We start from the raw sequence: 17822 nt of genomic DNA, 5'->3' as shown, positions 1-17822 counted from the left end.
ACGTGTTTGTAATGCTGAAGTTCGTCCAGGAGGTAGTCGTTAAGGATGCGGATATAGGTGCCCTTCATGCCTAGTGAGCGCGTTTCAACCACGCCGGCGCTTTCAAATTTGCGCAGCGCGTTCACGATAACCGACCGCGTAATACCGGCCTTGTCCGCAATCTTACTCGCCACTAAAAAACCCTCGTGACCATCGAGTTCCGCAAAAACATGACGGACAGCATCAAGTTCCGAGTACGAGAGACTTCCCAACGCCACCTGAACCGCCGCCCGCTTGCGGGCCTCTTGCGCCATCCTTTCCATCCGCGAGCGGAAGATCTCCATCCCTACGATCGTTGCCCCGTGCTCGGCTAAAATCAAGTCACTGGTACTGAAGAGCCGGTTAAACTTAGCTAGAACCAGCGTTCCCAAGCGCGCTCCCGCCCCTAAGATCGGTACGATGGTTACCGCAAGGTTAGGGTAGGAACACTCCGTATCGGGCTTAAAAATGCAGGTGTTGGTTTCCGGGTGAAAATTCGCCCTTGTTTCTGTAATCTCAAGGAGGGCTTTATTATATTTCGGGGGGAAACCGGCATCCTGGATGATGCCAGAGATGACTCTACAGGAGAAACCGGCCATGAAGGAGTATCCAAGAATCTTGCCCCGATCATCCACCAAATAAACATTGGCGCGGATTAGCTCGCTTAAAACAGCGGCCACCGCGCCAAAATCAACATACTGAACCGATGTCTTTTGCAAAATACTGTTTAAAACCCGCGCCTTTCGTAAAAGGGTTTCCACCGGAAAACCCCCGTAATATCTACAGGATGTAACGGCTCAGGTCCTCCCGGGCCACAATCGGTCCTAATTTTTGCGTCACGTAGGCCTCGTCAATCGTAACTGTCTGCCCCTGAAGCTCGGGGGCTTGAAAAGAAATATCTTCCAGAAGCTTCTCGAGAACGGTGTGCAAACGCCGCGCGCCAATATTTTCTGTTTGCTCATTAATAGTATAAGCGATATCGGCGATGGCGCCAAGGGAATTTTTTGAAAATTCAAGTTTCACGCCTTCGGTGGCTAAAAGCGCCACGTACTGCCGGGTTAAAGCGTTAGTCGGCTCCGTCAAAATCTGCAGAAAGTCTTCCCGCGTTAAGGCTTTTAACTCCACCCGGATCGGAAAGCGCCCCTGCAGTTCCGGAATCAGGTCCGACGGCTTCGTAGTGTGAAAGGCGCCTGCGGCGATAAAGAGGATGTGGTCCGTTCTCACCGGTCCGTATTTGGTATGGACCGTCGAGCCTTCGACGATGGGCAAGATGTCCCGCTGCACGCCGCCCCGCGAAACGTCGGGACCGGTTCCGGTTTCACGCCCAGCAATCTTATCTATCTCGTCGATAAAAATGATGCCGTCCTCCTCAGCGCGCGTAATCGCTTCACTCGTCACCTCATCCATATCTATGAGCTTGTTAGCCTCCTGTTGGGCGAGGATGCGGCGCGCTTCCCGGACGGTAACCCGCCGTTTCTTCCTGCGGGCGGGGAAGACACTGCCCATCAGGTCCTGGAAGTTGATCCCTATCTCCTCCACGCCGGCGCCCGAAAAAATCTCCAGGAAGGGAACCGCTCGGTCCGCCACCTCAATCTCGATATATTCGTCCTCAAGCTCGCCCCGCGCCAACCGCTCCCGGAGCACCTGCCGCCGGTAATCGACCTGGCGCATTTTCTCCTTCGTCTGAAGGTCATCGCCACCCGCGCGTGCAGCACCAAAGATAAGCTCGAGCGGGTTACGCAGGTTTCGCTCCGGGTAGGGCGCCATGATCTCTACAATACGTTCGGCAGCAAGTTCCCGGGCCTTTTCTTCCACAGCAGCAAACTTCTCCTGCTTTACCATCCGGACCGCCGTTTCTACCAGGTCGCGAACCATACCTTCGACGTCCCGGCCAACATAGCCGATCTCGGTAAATTTCGTCGCCTCGACCTTGACAAAGGGCGCGTTGACGAGCCGGGCCAGCCGCCGGGCAATCTCCGTTTTCCCCACACCCGTCGGTCCGATCATAAGGATATTCTTAGGCATCACCTCGTCCCGTAGCTCCGGCGGCAGCTTACTGCGGCGGTAGCGGTTCCGTAGTGCTACCGCCACCGCCTTTTTAGCCTCGTCCTGCCCTACGATGTAACGGTCAAGCTCGGCAACAATCTGGCGCGGCGTAAGACACTCCAATTCGCTAAAGCCCCCTCTAAACTAAAGTTCTTCCACCGTAATCTGTTCGTTCGTATAGACACAGATGGACGCCGTTATCCGCAACGCTTCCCGGGCAATAGTTACGGCATCGTATCCCGTATGGTACAAAAGCGCCCGGGCAGCCGCCAAAGCGTACGGTCCTCCTGAACCGAGCGCCACGATGCCGTCGTCCGGCTCGATCACCTCACCACTCCCCGTGACCATAAGCAGGTGCTCGCGGTCCGCAACCACGAGAACCGCCTCTAACCGACGCAACAATTTGTCGGTGCGCCACTCCTTCGCTAAGTTTACCGCCGCCCGTAAGAGGTTACCCTGCGCCTCCTCCAGCTTCCCCTCAAAACGGTCAAAGAGGGCGAGCGCGTCCGCAACGCTCCCCGCAAATCCCGCTAACACCTTCCCGTTGTAAAGGCGCCGGACCTTGCGGGCCCCCTGCTTGATGATCGTGTTCTGCCCGAGCGTCACCTGCCCGTCACCGGCCAGGGCCACCCGGCTACCCCGTTTCACCGCCACAATCGTCGTTCCCTGAAGCATTTTCCGTCACCTCCCACCCCGAGGTTTTTACGCCCTGGGGTGCGTCTTTTCGTAAACCCGCCTTACTTTTTCTTTGCTCAGGTGCGTGTAAACCTGCGTCGTAGAAAGGCGGGCATGTCCCAACAATTCCTGTACCACCCGCAGGTCGGCACCGCCGTCCAGCAGGTGGGTAGCGAAAGAGTGGCGCAGGGTATGTGGGCTTACCCGTCCCGCCACCCCCGCCTGCGCCGCGTAAGCTTTGATAATATTTCTAACCGCCCGCGCGGAAAGGCGCCGCCCCGACCGGTTAAGGAAAAGAGCGTGCTCTATACCGCCGCCACGTTGCCCGAGCAACAGGGGTCGCCCGCGCTGAAGGTAAGCCCGCAAGGCACGCACCGCGTAGCTCCCCACCGGAACCAGGCGCTCCTTTGATCCCTTACCCAGCACCCGGACGTAACCGCCCGCCAGGTCCAGATCCCCGATATCCAGGCCTACGAGCTCCGAAATCCTCAAGCCCGCGCCGTAGAGGACCTCGAGGATCGCCCGGTCTCGCAAGCGTAGCGGCGAGGTTTGCGCCGCCGCCTCTACCAGCCGCTTCGCCTCCGCCTGGAAGAGGACGCGCGGCAGGCGCCGTTCGCGCCGGGGCGAGGCAATTTTCTCCAGCGGGTTGCCCGCAACCACTCTCTCCCGCACCAGAAACCGGAAGAAGCTCCGCCAGGCGGCAAGCTTGCGGAGAAGCGAATTCCGGGCGAGTCCCCGCTCGTTCAGGTGCGCAAGGTAGCGGCGCACCAGCGCTGGCGTTACCATGGCCGGTGTCAGTTCCTCATCTGGCACTTTAAGTTCCGCCGCGAAAAAATCGATGCCGTCGAAGATGTCTTTCTGGTACTCCGCCACCGTGCGCGGCGAAGCCCGCTTCTCCGTTTGGAGAAAGATCAGAAAACGGTCGAGGTACCCGTACATCTATCTTCTCCTCCGCGGGTTACTACCAGGCCGCCAGCCGCGCCCTAATTCCCAAACCCAGTCCGCGCCGCCGCAAGCTACCCATCAGTCTAAGGGATAAGCAGCTTTCACAGACCTACCTCCCGCCGCCACGCATCGAGTACCCGGAGGGCCCGTTCGGCTAACATGAGGTTCCGCCGCTTCCGGTCCCTGATTTTTTCCGCAAGCGGCGGGAAAAGACCGTAGTTTACATTCATGGGCTGGAAGTTTTTCGGGTCGGCGGTAGTGATGTAATGCGTTAAGGCGCCGTGAGCCGTCTCTGGCGGAAAAATGACCGGTTCGCGTCCTTGAACCAGGCGTGCCGCGTTAATTCCCGCAATCAACCCCGCGGCCGCCGACTCCACGTAACCTTCTACCCCCGTAATCTGCCCGGCAAAGAAAAGCCCCAGCCTTTTTTTACACTCCAGCGTCGCTGCAAGCAGCACCGGAGCGTTAAGATAGGTGTTCCGGTGCATGACCCCGTAACGCACAAACTCCGCGTTTTCCAGGCCCGGAATCAGCCGGAAGACCCGCCGCTGCTCCCCCCACTTGAGGTTGGTCTGAAAGCCTACCATATTTAAAAGGGTCCCCTCGCGGTTATCCTGCCGGAGCTGCACCACCGCATAGGGCCTTTTCCCGGTGCGGGGGTCAATGAGGCCTACTGGTTTCAACGGGCCGAAAAGCAGCGTCTCCTTCCCGCGCGCCGCCATCGCTTCTATAGGCATACAGCCCTCAAAATGGACCTCCTGCTCAAACGCCTTAAGCGGCGTCCGTTCGGCCGTCACCAGGGCCGCGTAAAACCGCTCGTACTCCTCTTCCGTCATCGGGCAGTTAAGGTACGCCGCCTCACCCTTGTCGTACCGGGAGGCCCAGAAGACCTTTTCCATATTGATCGATTCGAGAGTGACGATCGGCGCGACCGCGTCGTAAAAATAGAGGTAATCCTCACCCGTCAGCTCCCGGATCGCCTGGGCAAGGGTATCGGAGGTGAGCGGCCCCGTGGCGATGATCGTCGGTGTATGGTTCGGAATCGCCGTTACCTCCTCCCGCCGGACCGTGACTAGTGGCTCGCGGGTGAGCGCCACGGTGATATAGCCGGCAAAGGCCTGCCGGTCAACGGCCAGCGCACCTCCCGCGGGAACCCGGGTGGCGTCTGCCGCCTGCATGATGAGCGAATCGAGCCGCCGCATTTCTTCCTTGAGCAGCCCTACCGCGTTCTCCAGCGCTTGCGCGCGCAGGGAATTGGAGCATACCAACTCGGCAAAATCACCCGTGTGGTGGGCAGGCGTTTTTTTCTCCGGGCGCATCTCGTAGAGGATAACCGGTATCCCCCGGCGGGCAACCTGCCACGCCGCCTCAGACCCCGCAAGGCCGGCACCGACAATCAGCACGCCCTTCATTCTCCCGTTCCTCCTCCGGCCCGTTCAACCGGTCGCTTATAGCCGCAATCCTTGTTCAAACATACCAGAAACTCTTGCTTGCGCCCCTTTTCGCGCACCAGCAGGCCGTTGCACTGGGGGCACCTTTCTTTGACCGGCTCGCGCCAAGTGGTGAAAGCACATTCCGGGTAGCGGCTGCAGCCGTAAAAAGGTCGTCCCTTCTTGGTATGGCGCAAAACGAGTTCCGCGCCGCACTCGGGGCAAGGGATACCCGTCCCCGTTCGGAGCGGGCGGGTATTCCGGCATTCCGGAAAACTGGGACAGGCCAGGAATTTACCGTAGCGGCCTTGCTTTACCACCATCGACCGCCCGCACCGTTCGCAGACCTCCCCAGAGACCTCTTCCGTCACCTTGATCCGCTCGACTTCAATATCCGCCTTGCGCAGCTCTTCTTTGAACGGCTCATAAAAATCTTGCAGCAACTTCACCCAGTCCGCCTTGCCTTCCTCAATGGCGTCAAGCTTTTCCTCCATCATCGCGGTGAACTGGATATCGATTATCCCCGGAAAATAGGTTTTTAACAATTCGATAACCGTTTTCCCCAGCTCGGTGGGGTAAAGAACCCGGCCCTTACGCGACACGTAACCCCGCTTAATAATCGTTTCGATCGTTGGTGCGTAAGTGCTCGGGCGACCAACACCGTTTTCTTCAAGCGCCCTGACGAGCGAAGCCTCCGTATAGCGGGGCGGTGGCTGGGTCCAGTGCTGCTTTGGTACCAATTCGACCAGAGAAAGCCTTTCCCCTTCCACGAGCTCCGGAAGCGCAACGCCCAACTCTTCCTCTTCAGGAGCCTCTCCCACAAGCTGCAGAAAGCCCGCAAAACGCAGCACGGCGCCGGTAGCCCGGAAAAGGTAGTCCCTGGCGCCGATATCCACCCGCGTTACCTCAAAAATAGCGGGAGCCATCTCACTGGCAACAAACCTTTCCCAGATCAGCCCGTAAAGCTTGAACTGCTCCTCCGTCAGGTACTTTTTTATCGCTTCCGGTTCGCGCGTCACGGAAGTAGGCCTTATAGCCTCGTGCGCGTCCTGGATGTGGGCTCCTTTCGGCGCTACGGCTCGTTCCCTGCCGTTTCCCGCGTACTCCCGGCCAAACCGCGCCGTTATGTACTGCGCGGCTTCCGCAGCAGCGGCAATAGCAACCCGGACCGAATCCGTACGGATATATGTTACCAGGCCTACCGGACCTTCTTCCCCCAACTCGATGCCCTCGTAAAGCTGCTGCGCAATCAGCATCGTCCGCTGGGGGGTAAAGCCGAAGCGCTTGTTGGCCTCCTGCTGTAACGTACTCGTGGTGAAGGGCAACGGCGGCCGCTTGACCTTTTCCTGCCGTCCGATCTGGCAAACGGTGAAGGGCTGCCCCTCAAGAGCAGTAAGAACCACTTGCACATCTTTTTCCGAACGCAACGCCACCTTTTCCTCGCCGCACTTGGCGAGGCGGGCCTCAAAAGGTGGATACCCTTCTTTTTGCAGGCGGGCGGTTAGCGTCCAGTACTCTTCCGAAACGAAGGCCTCGATCTCTTTCTCCCGGTCACAAACGAGGCGCAACGCTACCGACTGCACCCTACCGGCAGAGAGGCCCCGCCGCACCTTACGCCAGAGGAGCGGGCTCAAGTTATAACCAACCAGTCTATCAAGTACCCGTCGGGCCTGTTGCGCGTTCACCTGGTGGATGTTGATCGGCCGCGGTTTCTTAAGTGCCTTCGTGACCGCGGTTTTGGTTATCTCGTTAAACTCTATGCGGCAGGGAGCCTCGGGCGGGATATTTAAGAGCTGGCAGATGTGCCAAGCGATCGCCTCGCCCTCCCGGTCCGGGTCGGAAGCCAGCAGGACCACGTCGTGATGGCCCCGGGCACTCTTGAGCTCCCGGATCATCGCTCCTTTACCCCTGATCGTGATGTACTTAGGCTGAAAATCCCTCTCCACGTCAACTCCCAGCTCACTTTTCGGCAAATCGCGCACGTGCCCCATCGAAGCCCGCACCGTATAAGACTTGCCGAGGAACTTGGCGAGCGTTCTCGCCTTCGCCGGTGACTCCACGATAACGAGTGTTTTCATTATGCTTCAGCCGTCACCCCGTAAAAACCTCAGGATGTAGCAAAACGCCGCTGAGTTTCCTTTTCTTGCTACAAGAAGCGCCTTTTGAAGCTGCGCGGCCCTTTTATGAAGGGGTTTCCCCTTTAGCCATCGCCCGAGGGGTTCTAGCGTACAGTCCCCCGGGAAGCGGGCGCACAAAGCCCTTCAACTCCAGATATACCAAAACCGAAAGCACTTTATGCGCTGGCGCCTTCAACCGCTGGATAATCTCTTCCTGCGTAAGCGCTTCGCCCTCCAGAAGCGCCAGCAGAGCCGTCTCAAATTCGTCGAGTCCCGGCCTGCCTAGATCGGCAGACCCAGAGAGCAGGGTTTGGCCGATTCCTTCCAGGATGTCAAGGCCGCTAGTTACCGGCCGCGCCCCTTGCTTCAAGAGCCAGTTCGGGCCAAAGCTTAAGGGGTTCGTAATATTGCCGGGAACCGCCATCACCTCCCGGCCCTGCTCTAGCGCCAAATCAGCAGTAATCAACGCCCCGCTCCGCCTCCCGGCCTCTACCACCACTACGGCCTGCGACAGCCCGGCAATGATCCGGTTGCGCACCGGAAAATGCCACGGCTCCGGGGGCATACCCAAGGGAAACTCGGTCAAAACCAGCCCCCGGGAAGCAATTTCCTCTAACAATTGCCGGTTTTCCCGGGGATAACAGGTATCAAAGCCGGTACCAAGCACGGCAATCGTTCGTCCTCCGGCCGCGAGCGCCCCGCGGTGGGCCGCCGCGTCCACGCCCCGGGCAAGACCGCTCACCACTGCAACCCCGGCCCCGGCAATCTCTCCGGCCAGCTCTTCCGCAACCACGCGTCCGTAGTGTGAGCAGCGGCGCGTGCCCACAATGGCTACCGCTACCTCACCCGCAACCAGGCTACCACGGTAGAAAAGGGCCGCCGGTGGATCCGGGATTTCCCGCAAAGGGGCAGGATAATCCTCGTCTGCCAGGGTGACGAAACCGGCGCCAGCCTGTTTTAGTTTACCTAACTCTCGTTCGATGTCAAGGGCATCCCGGCGCCTGACCAGTTCCGCAGCCTCTTTTTCTCCGAGTAACGTCGCCAGCCGGGAGAAAGGAAGCGCAAAGGCCTCCCGGGGCGAACCAGCCACGGCCAGAAGATTATGGAGTCGGCGGCTCTGCCCCGGTAGGAGAAGCTGCCAGGCCAGGTAAAAATCCCGTTCTACCTCCAAAGATCGTCCTCCTGAACTTTACGTACCTGAATTTTTACCTTCCGGATAGGCTGCTTCTTCTCCTGCTGCCATGTTTACTTTTTTCTTCGACAAAATATTTAGAATTTTTTAAGGCGGCGCGGCAGAAATCTCTTGTTGGCAACAGAATAGTGCTTTTAAAAAACAAGGAGGTGGAAGCTTTTCTGGTAAAATTGTCTTTCTAATAGAAAAAATAAGAATGCCCTTTCCTTAAATAAAACAACAACTTTAATTTTGGGAGGTATCAGTCTATGCGCTTACCCAGGATGCTATCCGTTGCCGCAGTCGGCGTCACTCTCTGCTTTGCTGCCGGTTGCACCTCCACCCAGACCACAGCCCCAAAAGAACCGGCTAAACCGGCGAATATCAGGCCGAACGTAGTGACCAGCTTTAACCCCACGACAGAAACCCCCGTTATCGCCAAGGACGCCTAATATAGACCCGTTAGCTTCCGTCATCGGCAACGTGGAGATCGGCTCCAAGGTTTACGTGGCACCGTTCGCCTCCGTCCGCGGCGACGAGGGCCAGCCGATTTACATCGGTGAAGGCTCCAACCTCCAAGACGGCGTGGTCCTGCACGCGCTCGAAACCGAGGAAAAAGGGGAACCGGTGGAAAGGAATCTGGTCGAATACGGCGGCAAGAAGTACGCCGTCTACGTGGGCAAGCACGTTTCCCTGGCGCACCAGGCGTAGGTCCACGGCCCCGCGCTGGTTGACGACGGCACCTTCGTTGGCATGCAGGCTTTTGTTTTCAAGGCTCAGGTCGGCAAGAACTGCGTCATCGAGCCCGGTGCCAAACTCCTCAACGGCGTAAAGGTGCCCGACGGGCACTACGTCCCCGCCGGGACGGTGGTAACCACCCAGGCGCAGGCCGATAAGCTCCCGGTTATCACCGACGTTTACCCGCTCAAGAACCTCAACAAAGGCGTCCTCCACGTGAACGAGCATCTCGCCGAAGGTTACCTTAAGGCCCAGGAAGGCGCCACGGGGGAAACCAAGGCGCACTAAGACCAGGCCGGCGCAGGGTGACTGCAGCTAACACCAACTTAAAGGGGCTGCCACTTTTTGGACAGCCCCTTCCCTCTTCCCGCTGGAAACCCATGTGCCGGTCGCCCAACCTACGCTGGTACCGCCAGGCCGGGTTATTTTCTCTTCTACCGGCCCCGCCGATGTGGCCTGGCTTGGCTTATATATGTTCCAGAGTCACCCCGGTATAATAAAAGTTTAAAATATCTCTAAAGCTTAAGCCCTCCTCCGCCATCGCCCGCGCGCCCCACTGGGACATACCGAGGGCGTGCCCCCAGCCGTTCCCCGTAAAGGTCACCCCAACAAGCGCCCCCGTGAGCGGGTCGTAAGTCTTCATGATGTCGGCCGCCGGCGCCTTGAGACGGAAGACGCACCGCACCCAGTCGGCATTACGCAGCACCTCTACGCGCGGTATCCCGTCGGCCCCCAAGCCCTGCACTAAAAGCGCCTTTATTCTGCCGCTAGCAGAAGTCCTTTCAGTAGTGTAAACCTCCGTTACAACGCTGAAATCGTAACCACGTTCCTGGAGCCGGTAAGCCAGCTCGTAAACAGAATACGTCACCCTCCAGTCATAATGGGGATTCTCCGGGTGCCGGTCATACGGGTCAGCCTTACCCCGGATGTAACCGCACCAGTTGCGCCAGACATCCTCGCTATTCTCCGTATAGCCGCCGTCCGAACTGTGAAAATAGGCCGTTACCACCTCGCCGCCGTATTTCAAGACGAGCCCCTCTGTGGCCCTGACGGCCGCTGTCGTTTCCGGCCGCTCAGCATCAAGCCCGCCATAAACCTGATCCATCTGGGTGGCGTAAACGTGGAAAGGTGCATCCTCATTCTCCTGTACCTTCCGAAGTACGTAAGAGCGGGCTGCCACCGCCTGAGCTTTCAAAGCCTCTGCCGGCCACCGGTACGGCATCTCACACGGCACTACGCCGTAGAGATACTCCTCAATTGGCAGTTCGTTAACGAGAAGAAACTTCCCGCCCTGTAACCTAACAATGAGGTTGCCCCTGTACCGCCGCGAACCACCGCCGGTACCCAGTGCAAAATAGTTCCCGGTGGCACCGCTACCCTCCGCCAGGACCAGCGGACCGGCGAAGTTGCGGAGAAACTGACGGTTTTTCTCCACGGCGATAGCGTAAACGGTCTGGCCTACCGCTGCACCGGGCAGAACCGTCAGCGAAAGCCCTAGTTGATCAGTATTAGAGGTTCGGAAAAGAACATTTCCCGTTAATCCGTCAACTAACGCGTAATCACCATAAATACTTACCGCAGCCGGCACATTTGCTGCCAGAAGCACCCGGACCGGCCGGGTGAAGGCACGCGCGGTAAAGGGCGGTACTTGCGGTTGCGGCGGCGCTTCTGCCACCGGCCCCCGGGAAACGGTTTCTTCGCGCGCCGGAGGCTGCGCCGGCAGTACCGTAGAAACGCTCGCCACTAACCAGCTGGCCACCCAGCCCGTCTGCCCCGTAGCCAGCCGCACTTTATACCAGCCGTCCCGCGCCTCTAAAAGCTCCAACCGGAGCCCCCGCGTCATCCGCCCCACAATCCCGTAACCGGTTCCGGGGCCCGTCCGGAGGTTCACAACATCTCCTTTGACGACGAGCGCTCCGGCAGCGCCCTGCCCCGTGTTTTTCTCATTCGCCTGTCCCGCACCCTCTTTCTCAACCTGCACCGCCAAAATAGGCTTAACGAGCCACCCCGCCACCCAGGCCAACTGGCCCTCCCGTAACTTCACCTTGTACCAGTCGCCCGCGCGCCCAGCTACAGCCAGCTGTCTTCCCTTAGTGGCCTGACCTGTTATTGCGTACCCGGTACCGGGACCGCGCCGCAGGTTAACCCGCTCCCCGGTCACCACCACGGCCGCCGGACTCTGAAAAACGCCCCTTCCGGCCGGCGTAGAAACCGTAGGCTTTACCAGCCAGCCGGCCACCCAGCCCGTCTGCCCCGTAGCCAGCCGCACTTTATACCAGCCTGCCTGGGTGTTTACAAAAACCAGCTTCGCGCCCGACGTCACCCTTGCGATAACGGCATAGCTTGTTCCCGGCCCCTGCCGGATATTCACGCTCCCTTTCCCCTGGACCACCAGTTCCGCCGCGCCCGCCGCCCGCGGTAAGAGGAAAACAAGGACACCCAAAAATCCCAACACCAGCCAGGCAACCAGAACCCACTTAACAGCCTTCTTGAGCTCCGTCACCGGTTCCACCCTCCTATGGGGCGCTCTTAAAACGCAAACTTCACCAGTGAACTCAAAATTCCTGCTCTCTTTAACAGAGATTACGTTTTTTGGGAAGAAAGAGCGGGGGTAATAGAGCGCGCTTCTTCAACGCCGGAGCAGTAAATTAATGATAACGGTAAGTAAGATGCTTAAAATGATACTTGTCGCGAGCGGAAAATAGAAGGTAAAGTTACCGCGGTGGAAGTAGATGTCGCCCGGCAGGCGACCCAGGCCTGGAATCTTTCCCGCAAAGAGCATAAGGGCGCCAAGCGCCATTAAAAATATCCCCGTCATAATCAAAAGCTTCGCGAAACCCTGCCAGATTTCCACACCGTCACCCCCTTGAAAATATGCTCCTTCTACACTAGTGATCTATCCTGATTCGTGCGTCTCAGCGCCTACCGAAAGCATTTTCATTCCCGGTGGCAACGATTAATCGTCTGACCCTCGAAAAAAAATCAGCCCTCACCGGCGGTCTTCTGGCCGTCTCTCTTCGGCAGGTAGCGTTCTTTTTCGCTGTAAAGGCAGCCGCAGTACTGCTGCCGGTACATCCCGCGCCGCTTCGATTCGGCCACGCCCTCCTTAAACCCTGGGCGGAAGTCACGGTAAAGAAAGGGCACGCCGTACTCCGCCGCCACCGCCGCGCCTATCTCCCGGATCAGTTCGTGCTTCTGGAAGGGGCTCACTAAAAGGGTCGTCGTGAAAGCCTCAAAACCACCGTGCTTCGCGACGCCGGCCGTCTGCCGCAGACGCAGCGCGTAGCAGAAACGGCACCGCTCGCCTTCCCGGTAGACCACCTGGCGGAAGTAATCTTCCACCGGGTATTCCCGCGCGAAAATAACCGGCCACCCTTCCGCCTGAGCGTAAACAGATAGAGTTTCTCCGCGGCGCTGGTACTCCGTATAAGGATGAATGTTGGGGTTGAAAAAGTAACCCGTCACTGCGTGGCCTTCCGCCTGCAGTACCTTAAGCGGGTAAATCGCGCAGGGGCCGCAGCAGACGTGAAGCAGCACGCGCAAATTTCCTCACCCCGAGTTTATTATCGTCTAAAACGACTCTCACCACAAGACCCCTTGCATCCCCTCCCGCGTGGGAGGCGCCACCCCAAGGTGACGGTAGGCTAAAAGCGTTGCCACTCTCCCCCGAGGTGTCCGGGATAGTAGGCCGGCCTGCATGAGATAAGGCTCGACGACATCCTCGAGCGTCACCACCTCTTCCCCCGTAGCCGCCGCGAGAGTTTCAATCCCCGCAGGACCGCCCCCAAACCGTTCGATGAGTGTCGTGAGGAGCCGCCGGTCGGCCTCGTCGAGCCCTAATTCATCGACGCCGAGGAAATCGAGCGCCGCGCGGGCGGCCTCCTCTGTGACCGTGCCCTCTCCCCGCACCTGTACGTAATCCCGCACGCGCCGCAGCAACCGGTTAGCCACCCGGGGTGTACCCCGTGAACGCCTGGCGATTTCGGCGGCGCCGGCGGCGGTAATCCTAACGTCTAAGAGCCCCGCTGCCCTGGTGATTATCTCGCTCAGTTCCTGCGGCGTGTAGTAGTCGAAGCGAATAATGAGGCCAAAACGGTCCCGTAGCGGCGAAGACAAAAGGCCAGCCCGCGTAGTCGCGCCCACCAGGGTAAAGGGGGCAAGGCTAAGGCGAACCGAGCGCGCCGCCGGCCCTTTACCGATGATAATATCGAGCGCACGGTCCTCCATCGCCGGGTAGAGGATCTCCTCGACCGGCCTGCTGAGGCGGTGGATCTCGTCGATAAAAAAGACATCTCCAGGAGCAAGGTTGGTAAGGATGGCCGCAAGGTCTCCTGGCCGCTCGATAGCCGGGCCAGACGTGATCCGGATATTAACCCCCATTTCGCCCGCGATAATCCTGGCCAGCGTCGTTTTACCTAACCCCGGCGGGCCGAAGAAAAGGACGTGGTCGAGCGTTTCGCGCCGGTTTTTGGCCGCTTCGACGCTAATCCGGAGGATCTCCTTGACCCGCTCCTGCCCGATAAACTCTGTTAGGCTGCGCGGGCGTAATGCAGCCTCAACCGCCATATCCTCTGGCTGCGCTTCCAAAGCGACAACCCTTATCTCACTCACCCACCCTGCACATCCTTCCGTTTTAACAGTAGGTTAAGGGCAGCCCGCAAAATGACCTCTACCCCAGTCACCCCTTCTGCCGTCACCCGCCGTACCGCCTCCTGAGCCTCCCCACGCCGGTAACCCAGGGCCACAAGCGCCTCCACTGCGTCCGCAGTATCGTCACGGACCGGCACTTCCCTTTTCTCTACCTTATCCTTCAACTCAAGGATCAGCCGCGCCGCGGTCTTCTTTCCGATGCCGGGAACCATCTCCAGCACCGCAACCTCGCCCTCGCGCACCGCCTTCTCGATCTCTACCACGCTTAAACAGGAGAGAAGCGCAAGGGCGACTTTGGGCCCGACGCCGCTAATACTGAGCAACAGCACGAAGAGCTCCCGCTCTTTCGCTTCGGCAAACCCGTAAAGTTCAACCCGCTCCTCCCTGAATAGCAGATGGGTGTAAACCCGGCATTCTGCTCCTAACTCGCCGAGCCGGGAGGCAAGGGAAACGGGAATGTTAACCCGAAACCCGATGCCGCCCACCTCGATTACCGCCATGCCAGGCCCCACCCCGACTAATTTCCCGTGTAAGAAATCGAACATCGCCTGGCCCGTTACCGATTTAAGCCTTCCTGCCGAGCGCCGTATGCAGGTGGCAGATCGCCACCGCCAGCGCGTCGGCTACATCATCCGGCGACGGCAGCGCCTCCAATCCCAAAAGCTGCTGCACCATGTACTGCACCTGTTCCTTGGTAGCCCGGCCGTTTCCCGTAACCGCCCGCTTCACCGTCGCCGGTGCATATTCGAAAACCGGACAGCCCGCATCCGCCACCGCGAGAAGGGCCGTTCCCCTACCGTACCCCACCGCCATCGCCGATTCGGCGTTCTTGTTAAAAAAAAGCTCTTCTACCGCCACCGCGTCCGGTTTGAATTTCTCAAGCACCGCCGCAATGGCCCGGTAGATAGCCTGAAGCCGTCGCGTCAGGACCCAGCCGGCCTCCGTCCGGATACAACCGAAATCAACGGCAACGAGCCGTGAACCCTTCTCGCCCCGCACTAAACCGTACCCGGTCAGCGCCGTTCCCGGATCGATCCCCAGCACCAGCATAACCGCTCCTCCCCACCACCTGCTCCCTCAGCCGCCAGCAGAGACAACCCCACTACCAACTCTATCGGCTCTTATAACGCCCCTTTTATACCCTCGCTAACCCCGGCTAAAATCTTCAAGCCGGCTACTGCTATCGCCTTATTCTACATGACACCACTTTACTCCTGCAACTCGTCCAGATTCTCGAGGGCGGCATTCAGCGCGGCCTCGCTCCGAAATTCAAGCTCTTGGCGCAACTCCAATTGTACGGCCATGGGCTGCTTTCTAAAACGCATGGCGCGGTGCAATTTCTCCCGCAATCCCGGAGTTAGCGCTGTTTCCGGAAGGTCCTTCTCGCAGCGCAAAACCCGCTGGTTAAAGCCTAGAGGCCCTTCGAAAACCGCCATCCAGCCGTCTTTAAGACCCAAATGCCGGTACCGCCGGTGTACCGGACAGAACCTATCCACCTTTTGGACCAACCGCAACGCTGCCGGAAGATTCGCCTCAATTCGCCACCCCGCACTTACCGGAAACCGTTCCCGAAGCTGGGCCAACCTAAGGCCAACGAGTTCCCGCGGCGCCTCGCGCTCCGAAAGGAGCTCCCGTTCGCCGCAGATAAACTCCCGCTCCGTAATGACTACCGTATGGGGACTTACCCTCTCTCTCTTCCAGAAAGATAAGGAGCCCGTTGGGGAAGCAGAAAGCAAGTAAAAAACAAAGAGGCCGCCGGCTACTACCAACGAGAGCAGCACCCACCAAAACCTACCTTTCATTCTTTTTCCTCCCGTGGCATATTATTCTAACTCTTATTATGCGCCGCCGGCATCTTTTTCATGTAGATAAAAACTTTAGAGGCTACCCTGCGGTAGCCTCTTCCATCGCCTCTGGTGGGATATCGAAATTCGCGTAAACCTCTTGCACATCATCGAGTTCCTCCAGGGCCTCTACCAGCCGCAACACCCTGAGCGCTTCCTCGCCCGTAACGGGCACGGTACTCTGCGGAATGAAGGTAAGCTCTGCCTCCTCGACCGACAAACCCTGCCTAACAAGAAAATCCTTCACGCGGGTCAGGTCTTCCGGTGCTGTGGTGATCTCGAAAAACTCGTCGCTCGCCTTCAGGTCCTCTGCCCCGCCCTCCAAGGCCAAAAGCATCATATCGTCCTCGCTTAAGCCTACACTTTTCCCGACCAGGATGAGCCCCTTGAGTTGGAAAAGCCAGGCAACACATCCCGCTTCCCCTAAGCTCCCGCCGTACTTAGTGAAGAGATGCCGAACCTCAGAGGCCGTGCGGTTGCGGTTATCGGTCGCCGCTTTAACCAGAATGGCCACACCCCCGGGGCCGTAGCCTTCGTAAAAGACCTCTTCGTAGGCCGCGCCGCCCAGCTCACCCGTAGCTTTCTGAATCGCCCGCTGGATGTTGTCGAAGGGGATGTTGGCCTCGCGCGCCCGCTGAATGGCCGCCTTAAGCCGCGGGTTAGCCTCCGGGTCGGCACCACCAAGGCGCGCCGCCATGATAATTTCTCGCGACAGCCGGGTGAAGACCTTACCGCGCGCCGCATCCACCTTGGCCTTCTTGCGTTTGATCTGCGCCCACTTCGAATGCCCGGCCACATCCGCTCACCCTACTTGCAACAGAGGTGAAAATCTGGAATCGGCGGCAGGCGGAGTTTGTGCTCATTTTGCCGCGCTAACGCCTCGATCTTCGCCTTGACGTGGGACGCAGCCTCTCCGGTGCAGAGGTAATGGTCCAGCTCTTCGTAGCTGAAGCCGAGTTCCCTCTCGTCATTTTGTCCTTCCCAAAGCCCTGCGCTCGGCGGCCGGTTGATGATCGTTTCCGGAATCCCGAGGTGAACCGCAACCTCCCGAACCTGACGCTTAAGCAAATTACCGATGGGAAGCAGATCCACGCCGCCGTCGCCGTACTTGGTAAAATAGCCGATGGCTAGTTCACTCCTGTTCCCCGTGCCCACAACAAGCGCCCGGCGCTGGTTAGCGTAAAAATAAAGGGTGGTCATCCGCAGCCTGGGCTTCAGATTAGCTAAAGCCAGCTCCCGCAGATTTAGCTCCGCGAAGGATTTGCCCGTCAAAAGCTCGGCCAGTGAACGCCACACCCCATCGAGGACCACCGTCTCATACGGAATACCGAAAAGGCGCGCTACAGTTTCGGCATCCTGGACATCCTTCTCATTACTGTAACAGGGCATGATCACGCCTAAGGTATTTTCCGGACAGGCTTTCTTACAGAGTACGGCCACAACCGCTGAATCGATCCCCCCGCTCAGGCCTACTACGAAACCTTGAAGACCCGAGGCCTCAAGTTGCCGCTCTAACCAACCGACCAGCGCCGGTACAAACTCACTAACCTGCAAGTTAATCCCTCCGTCTTTCTTGGCCAACATTATCTTACTACAGCAACCTTGGCGCCGTAAACACTCTCCGCGGTCAAGACCGCAGAATGCATAAATGAGGTCTTCCTGGGTAAAATAGCAACAGACTTCCAAGGAGGTGAGAAGGTGCCGGATATCAAGGGCAACGTAACCGAATGCCAGTACAACCAGAACGTAAAGTGCGCCCCGCCCATGATCCAGGTCGACCGGAACGGCGCCGGGCACGCTGCCAATTCAGACCAAACCAAGTGTGAAACCTTCAAGAAGAAATAGCGTTGAAGCCTGACCACAGGGGTCAGGCTTCAGCCCTCTCTCAAAAACTGTATCCCGGTAGAACAAAGAGATTCCCCTGCCGCCCGAACTAAATCTTCATCTATTGCTGTGAACCGGCGGCTCGATCCGAAACGGTTTATTGAAATCACCCAGATCGAGGTTTACCGCCAGACGAGTCGGGGCATTCTTGTTCTGGGCGTTAACCACAATGCTAGCGATGTAACCTTTTTCAGGCGCAATGGTTACCCGGTAGTGAAAATCCCGGAACTGCGCGTTGAGAAAGCGATTCCTGACCAAAAAACGGCCGCCACAGGCCCCGCCCTTTAGGGCTGGGGATAAGGCG

General features: G+C 58.5%; 21 protein-coding genes. 4 read left to right on the top strand and 17 right to left on the bottom strand.

What is annotated here, in order from left to right; all coding sequences use genetic code 11:
- The 7 genes from codY to dprA all read right to left on the bottom strand — a co-directional run.
- Nucleotides 1-779: GTP-sensing pleiotropic transcriptional regulator CodY (gene codY, locus ACUVTA_RS03955; protein ID WP_445951671.1), on the bottom strand; the 779-nt coding region annotated here is incomplete at its 3' end.
- A gap of 19 nt (nucleotides 780-798) precedes the next feature.
- Nucleotides 799-2187 carry an ATP-dependent protease ATPase subunit HslU gene (gene hslU / locus ACUVTA_RS03950; protein ID WP_445951670.1) on the bottom strand — a complete coding sequence of 463 codons (1389 nt, stop codon included), beginning with the start codon at nucleotides 2185-2187 and terminating at the stop codon, nucleotides 799-801.
- Between the two features lie 21 nt (nucleotides 2188-2208).
- Nucleotides 2209-2739, bottom strand: a complete 531-nt coding sequence (gene hslV, locus ACUVTA_RS03945; RefSeq protein ID WP_445951669.1) for an ATP-dependent protease subunit HslV — start codon at nucleotides 2737-2739, stop codon at nucleotides 2209-2211.
- Nucleotides 2740-2766: 27 nt separating this feature from the next.
- Complete coding sequence (xerC, locus tag ACUVTA_RS03940; protein ID WP_445951668.1) at nucleotides 2767-3678, bottom strand: tyrosine recombinase XerC; 912 nt, start codon at nucleotides 3676-3678, stop codon at nucleotides 2767-2769.
- Between the two features lie 107 nt (nucleotides 3679-3785).
- Nucleotides 3786-5096: an FADH(2)-oxidizing methylenetetrahydrofolate--tRNA-(uracil(54)-C(5))-methyltransferase TrmFO gene (gene trmFO, locus ACUVTA_RS03935; RefSeq protein WP_445951667.1), complete on the bottom strand. Its 1311-nt coding sequence runs from the start codon at nucleotides 5094-5096 to the stop codon at nucleotides 3786-3788.
- Nucleotides 5093-7195, bottom strand: a complete 2103-nt coding sequence (gene topA, locus ACUVTA_RS03930) for a type I DNA topoisomerase (protein ID WP_445951675.1) — start codon at nucleotides 7193-7195, stop codon at nucleotides 5093-5095. The genes trmFO and topA overlap by 4 nt, the downstream gene beginning before the upstream one ends.
- A 100-nt stretch (nucleotides 7196-7295) precedes the next feature.
- The gene (gene dprA / locus ACUVTA_RS03925) at nucleotides 7296-8402 is read right to left on the bottom strand and encodes a DNA-processing protein DprA (RefSeq protein ID WP_445951666.1); all 1107 of its coding nucleotides are present in this window, start codon (nucleotides 8400-8402) and stop codon (nucleotides 7296-7298) included.
- A 269-nt stretch (nucleotides 8403-8671) separates the two neighbouring features.
- On the opposite strand from dprA, the gene ACUVTA_RS03920 reads away from it, so the two are divergent.
- From ACUVTA_RS03920 to ACUVTA_RS03910, 3 genes are read left to right on the top strand one after another with little or no spacing between them, the layout of a single operon-like run.
- Nucleotides 8672-8854 (top strand): hypothetical protein, encoded by a 183-nt coding sequence (locus ACUVTA_RS03920; RefSeq protein WP_445951665.1) that lies wholly within the window; start codon nucleotides 8672-8674, stop codon nucleotides 8852-8854.
- A 31-nt stretch (nucleotides 8855-8885) separates the two neighbouring features.
- The gene (locus ACUVTA_RS03915; protein ID WP_445951664.1) at nucleotides 8886-9113 is read left to right on the top strand and encodes a hypothetical protein; all 228 of its coding nucleotides are present in this window, start codon (nucleotides 8886-8888) and stop codon (nucleotides 9111-9113) included.
- Between the two features lie 42 nt (nucleotides 9114-9155).
- Nucleotides 9156-9428, top strand: a complete 273-nt coding sequence (locus ACUVTA_RS03910) for a hypothetical protein (RefSeq protein WP_445951663.1) — start codon at nucleotides 9156-9158, stop codon at nucleotides 9426-9428.
- A 178-nt stretch (nucleotides 9429-9606) separates the two neighbouring features.
- Here ACUVTA_RS03910 and ACUVTA_RS03905 read toward each other — a convergent pair whose 3' ends face one another.
- From ACUVTA_RS03905 to nadE, 9 genes are all read right to left on the bottom strand, one after another.
- Nucleotides 9607-11643 (bottom strand): SpoIID/LytB domain-containing protein, encoded by a 2037-nt coding sequence (locus tag ACUVTA_RS03905; RefSeq protein ID WP_445951662.1) that lies wholly within the window; start codon nucleotides 11641-11643, stop codon nucleotides 9607-9609.
- A 126-nt stretch (nucleotides 11644-11769) separates the two neighbouring features.
- Nucleotides 11770-11958: a DUF2905 domain-containing protein gene (locus ACUVTA_RS03900; RefSeq protein ID WP_445951674.1), complete on the bottom strand. Its 189-nt coding sequence runs from the start codon at nucleotides 11956-11958 to the stop codon at nucleotides 11770-11772.
- A 164-nt stretch (nucleotides 11959-12122) separates the two neighbouring features.
- The gene (locus tag ACUVTA_RS03895) at nucleotides 12123-12677 is read right to left on the bottom strand and encodes an epoxyqueuosine reductase QueH (RefSeq protein WP_445951673.1); all 555 of its coding nucleotides are present in this window, start codon (nucleotides 12675-12677) and stop codon (nucleotides 12123-12125) included.
- A 45-nt stretch (nucleotides 12678-12722) separates the two neighbouring features.
- The gene (gene ruvB, locus ACUVTA_RS03890) at nucleotides 12723-13706 is read right to left on the bottom strand and encodes a Holliday junction branch migration DNA helicase RuvB (RefSeq protein ID WP_445951672.1); all 984 of its coding nucleotides are present in this window, start codon (nucleotides 13704-13706) and stop codon (nucleotides 12723-12725) included.
- A gap of 41 nt (nucleotides 13707-13747) precedes the next feature.
- Nucleotides 13748-14335 carry a Holliday junction branch migration protein RuvA gene (gene ruvA / locus ACUVTA_RS03885; protein WP_445951661.1) on the bottom strand — a complete coding sequence of 196 codons (588 nt, stop codon included), beginning with the start codon at nucleotides 14333-14335 and terminating at the stop codon, nucleotides 13748-13750.
- Between the two features lie 19 nt (nucleotides 14336-14354).
- A complete protein-coding gene (gene ruvC, locus ACUVTA_RS03880; protein ID WP_445951660.1) occupies nucleotides 14355-14840 on the bottom strand; it encodes a crossover junction endodeoxyribonuclease RuvC in 486 nt (161 codons plus the stop codon).
- A gap of 158 nt (nucleotides 14841-14998) precedes the next feature.
- Entirely contained in the window at nucleotides 14999-15592 is a 594-nt protein-coding gene (locus ACUVTA_RS03875; protein WP_445951659.1) for a hypothetical protein, read from the bottom strand.
- Nucleotides 15593-15674: 82 nt separating this feature from the next.
- Nucleotides 15675-16430: a YebC/PmpR family DNA-binding transcriptional regulator gene (locus ACUVTA_RS03870; RefSeq protein ID WP_445951658.1), complete on the bottom strand. Its 756-nt coding sequence runs from the start codon at nucleotides 16428-16430 to the stop codon at nucleotides 15675-15677.
- A gap of 11 nt (nucleotides 16431-16441) precedes the next feature.
- Nucleotides 16442-17188 carry an NAD(+) synthase gene (nadE, locus tag ACUVTA_RS03865; RefSeq protein ID WP_445951657.1) on the bottom strand — a complete coding sequence of 249 codons (747 nt, stop codon included), beginning with the start codon at nucleotides 17186-17188 and terminating at the stop codon, nucleotides 16442-16444.
- A gap of 144 nt (nucleotides 17189-17332) precedes the next feature.
- Here nadE and ACUVTA_RS03860 point away from each other — a divergent pair, with 144 nt between their 5' ends.
- Nucleotides 17333-17479: a DUF1540 domain-containing protein gene (locus ACUVTA_RS03860; RefSeq protein ID WP_445951656.1), complete on the top strand. Its 147-nt coding sequence runs from the start codon at nucleotides 17333-17335 to the stop codon at nucleotides 17477-17479.
- Nucleotides 17480-17575: 96 nt separating this feature from the next.
- On the opposite strand, the gene ACUVTA_RS03855 is transcribed toward ACUVTA_RS03860, so the two are convergent.
- Nucleotides 17576-17822, bottom strand: a 247-nt coding sequence (locus tag ACUVTA_RS03855) for a hypothetical protein (RefSeq protein ID WP_445951655.1), incomplete at its 5' end; no start/stop codon positions are given.

Source organism: Thermodesulfitimonas sp. (assembly GCF_052743955.1).
This window is presented reverse-complemented; position numbering and strand designations above follow the sequence as displayed.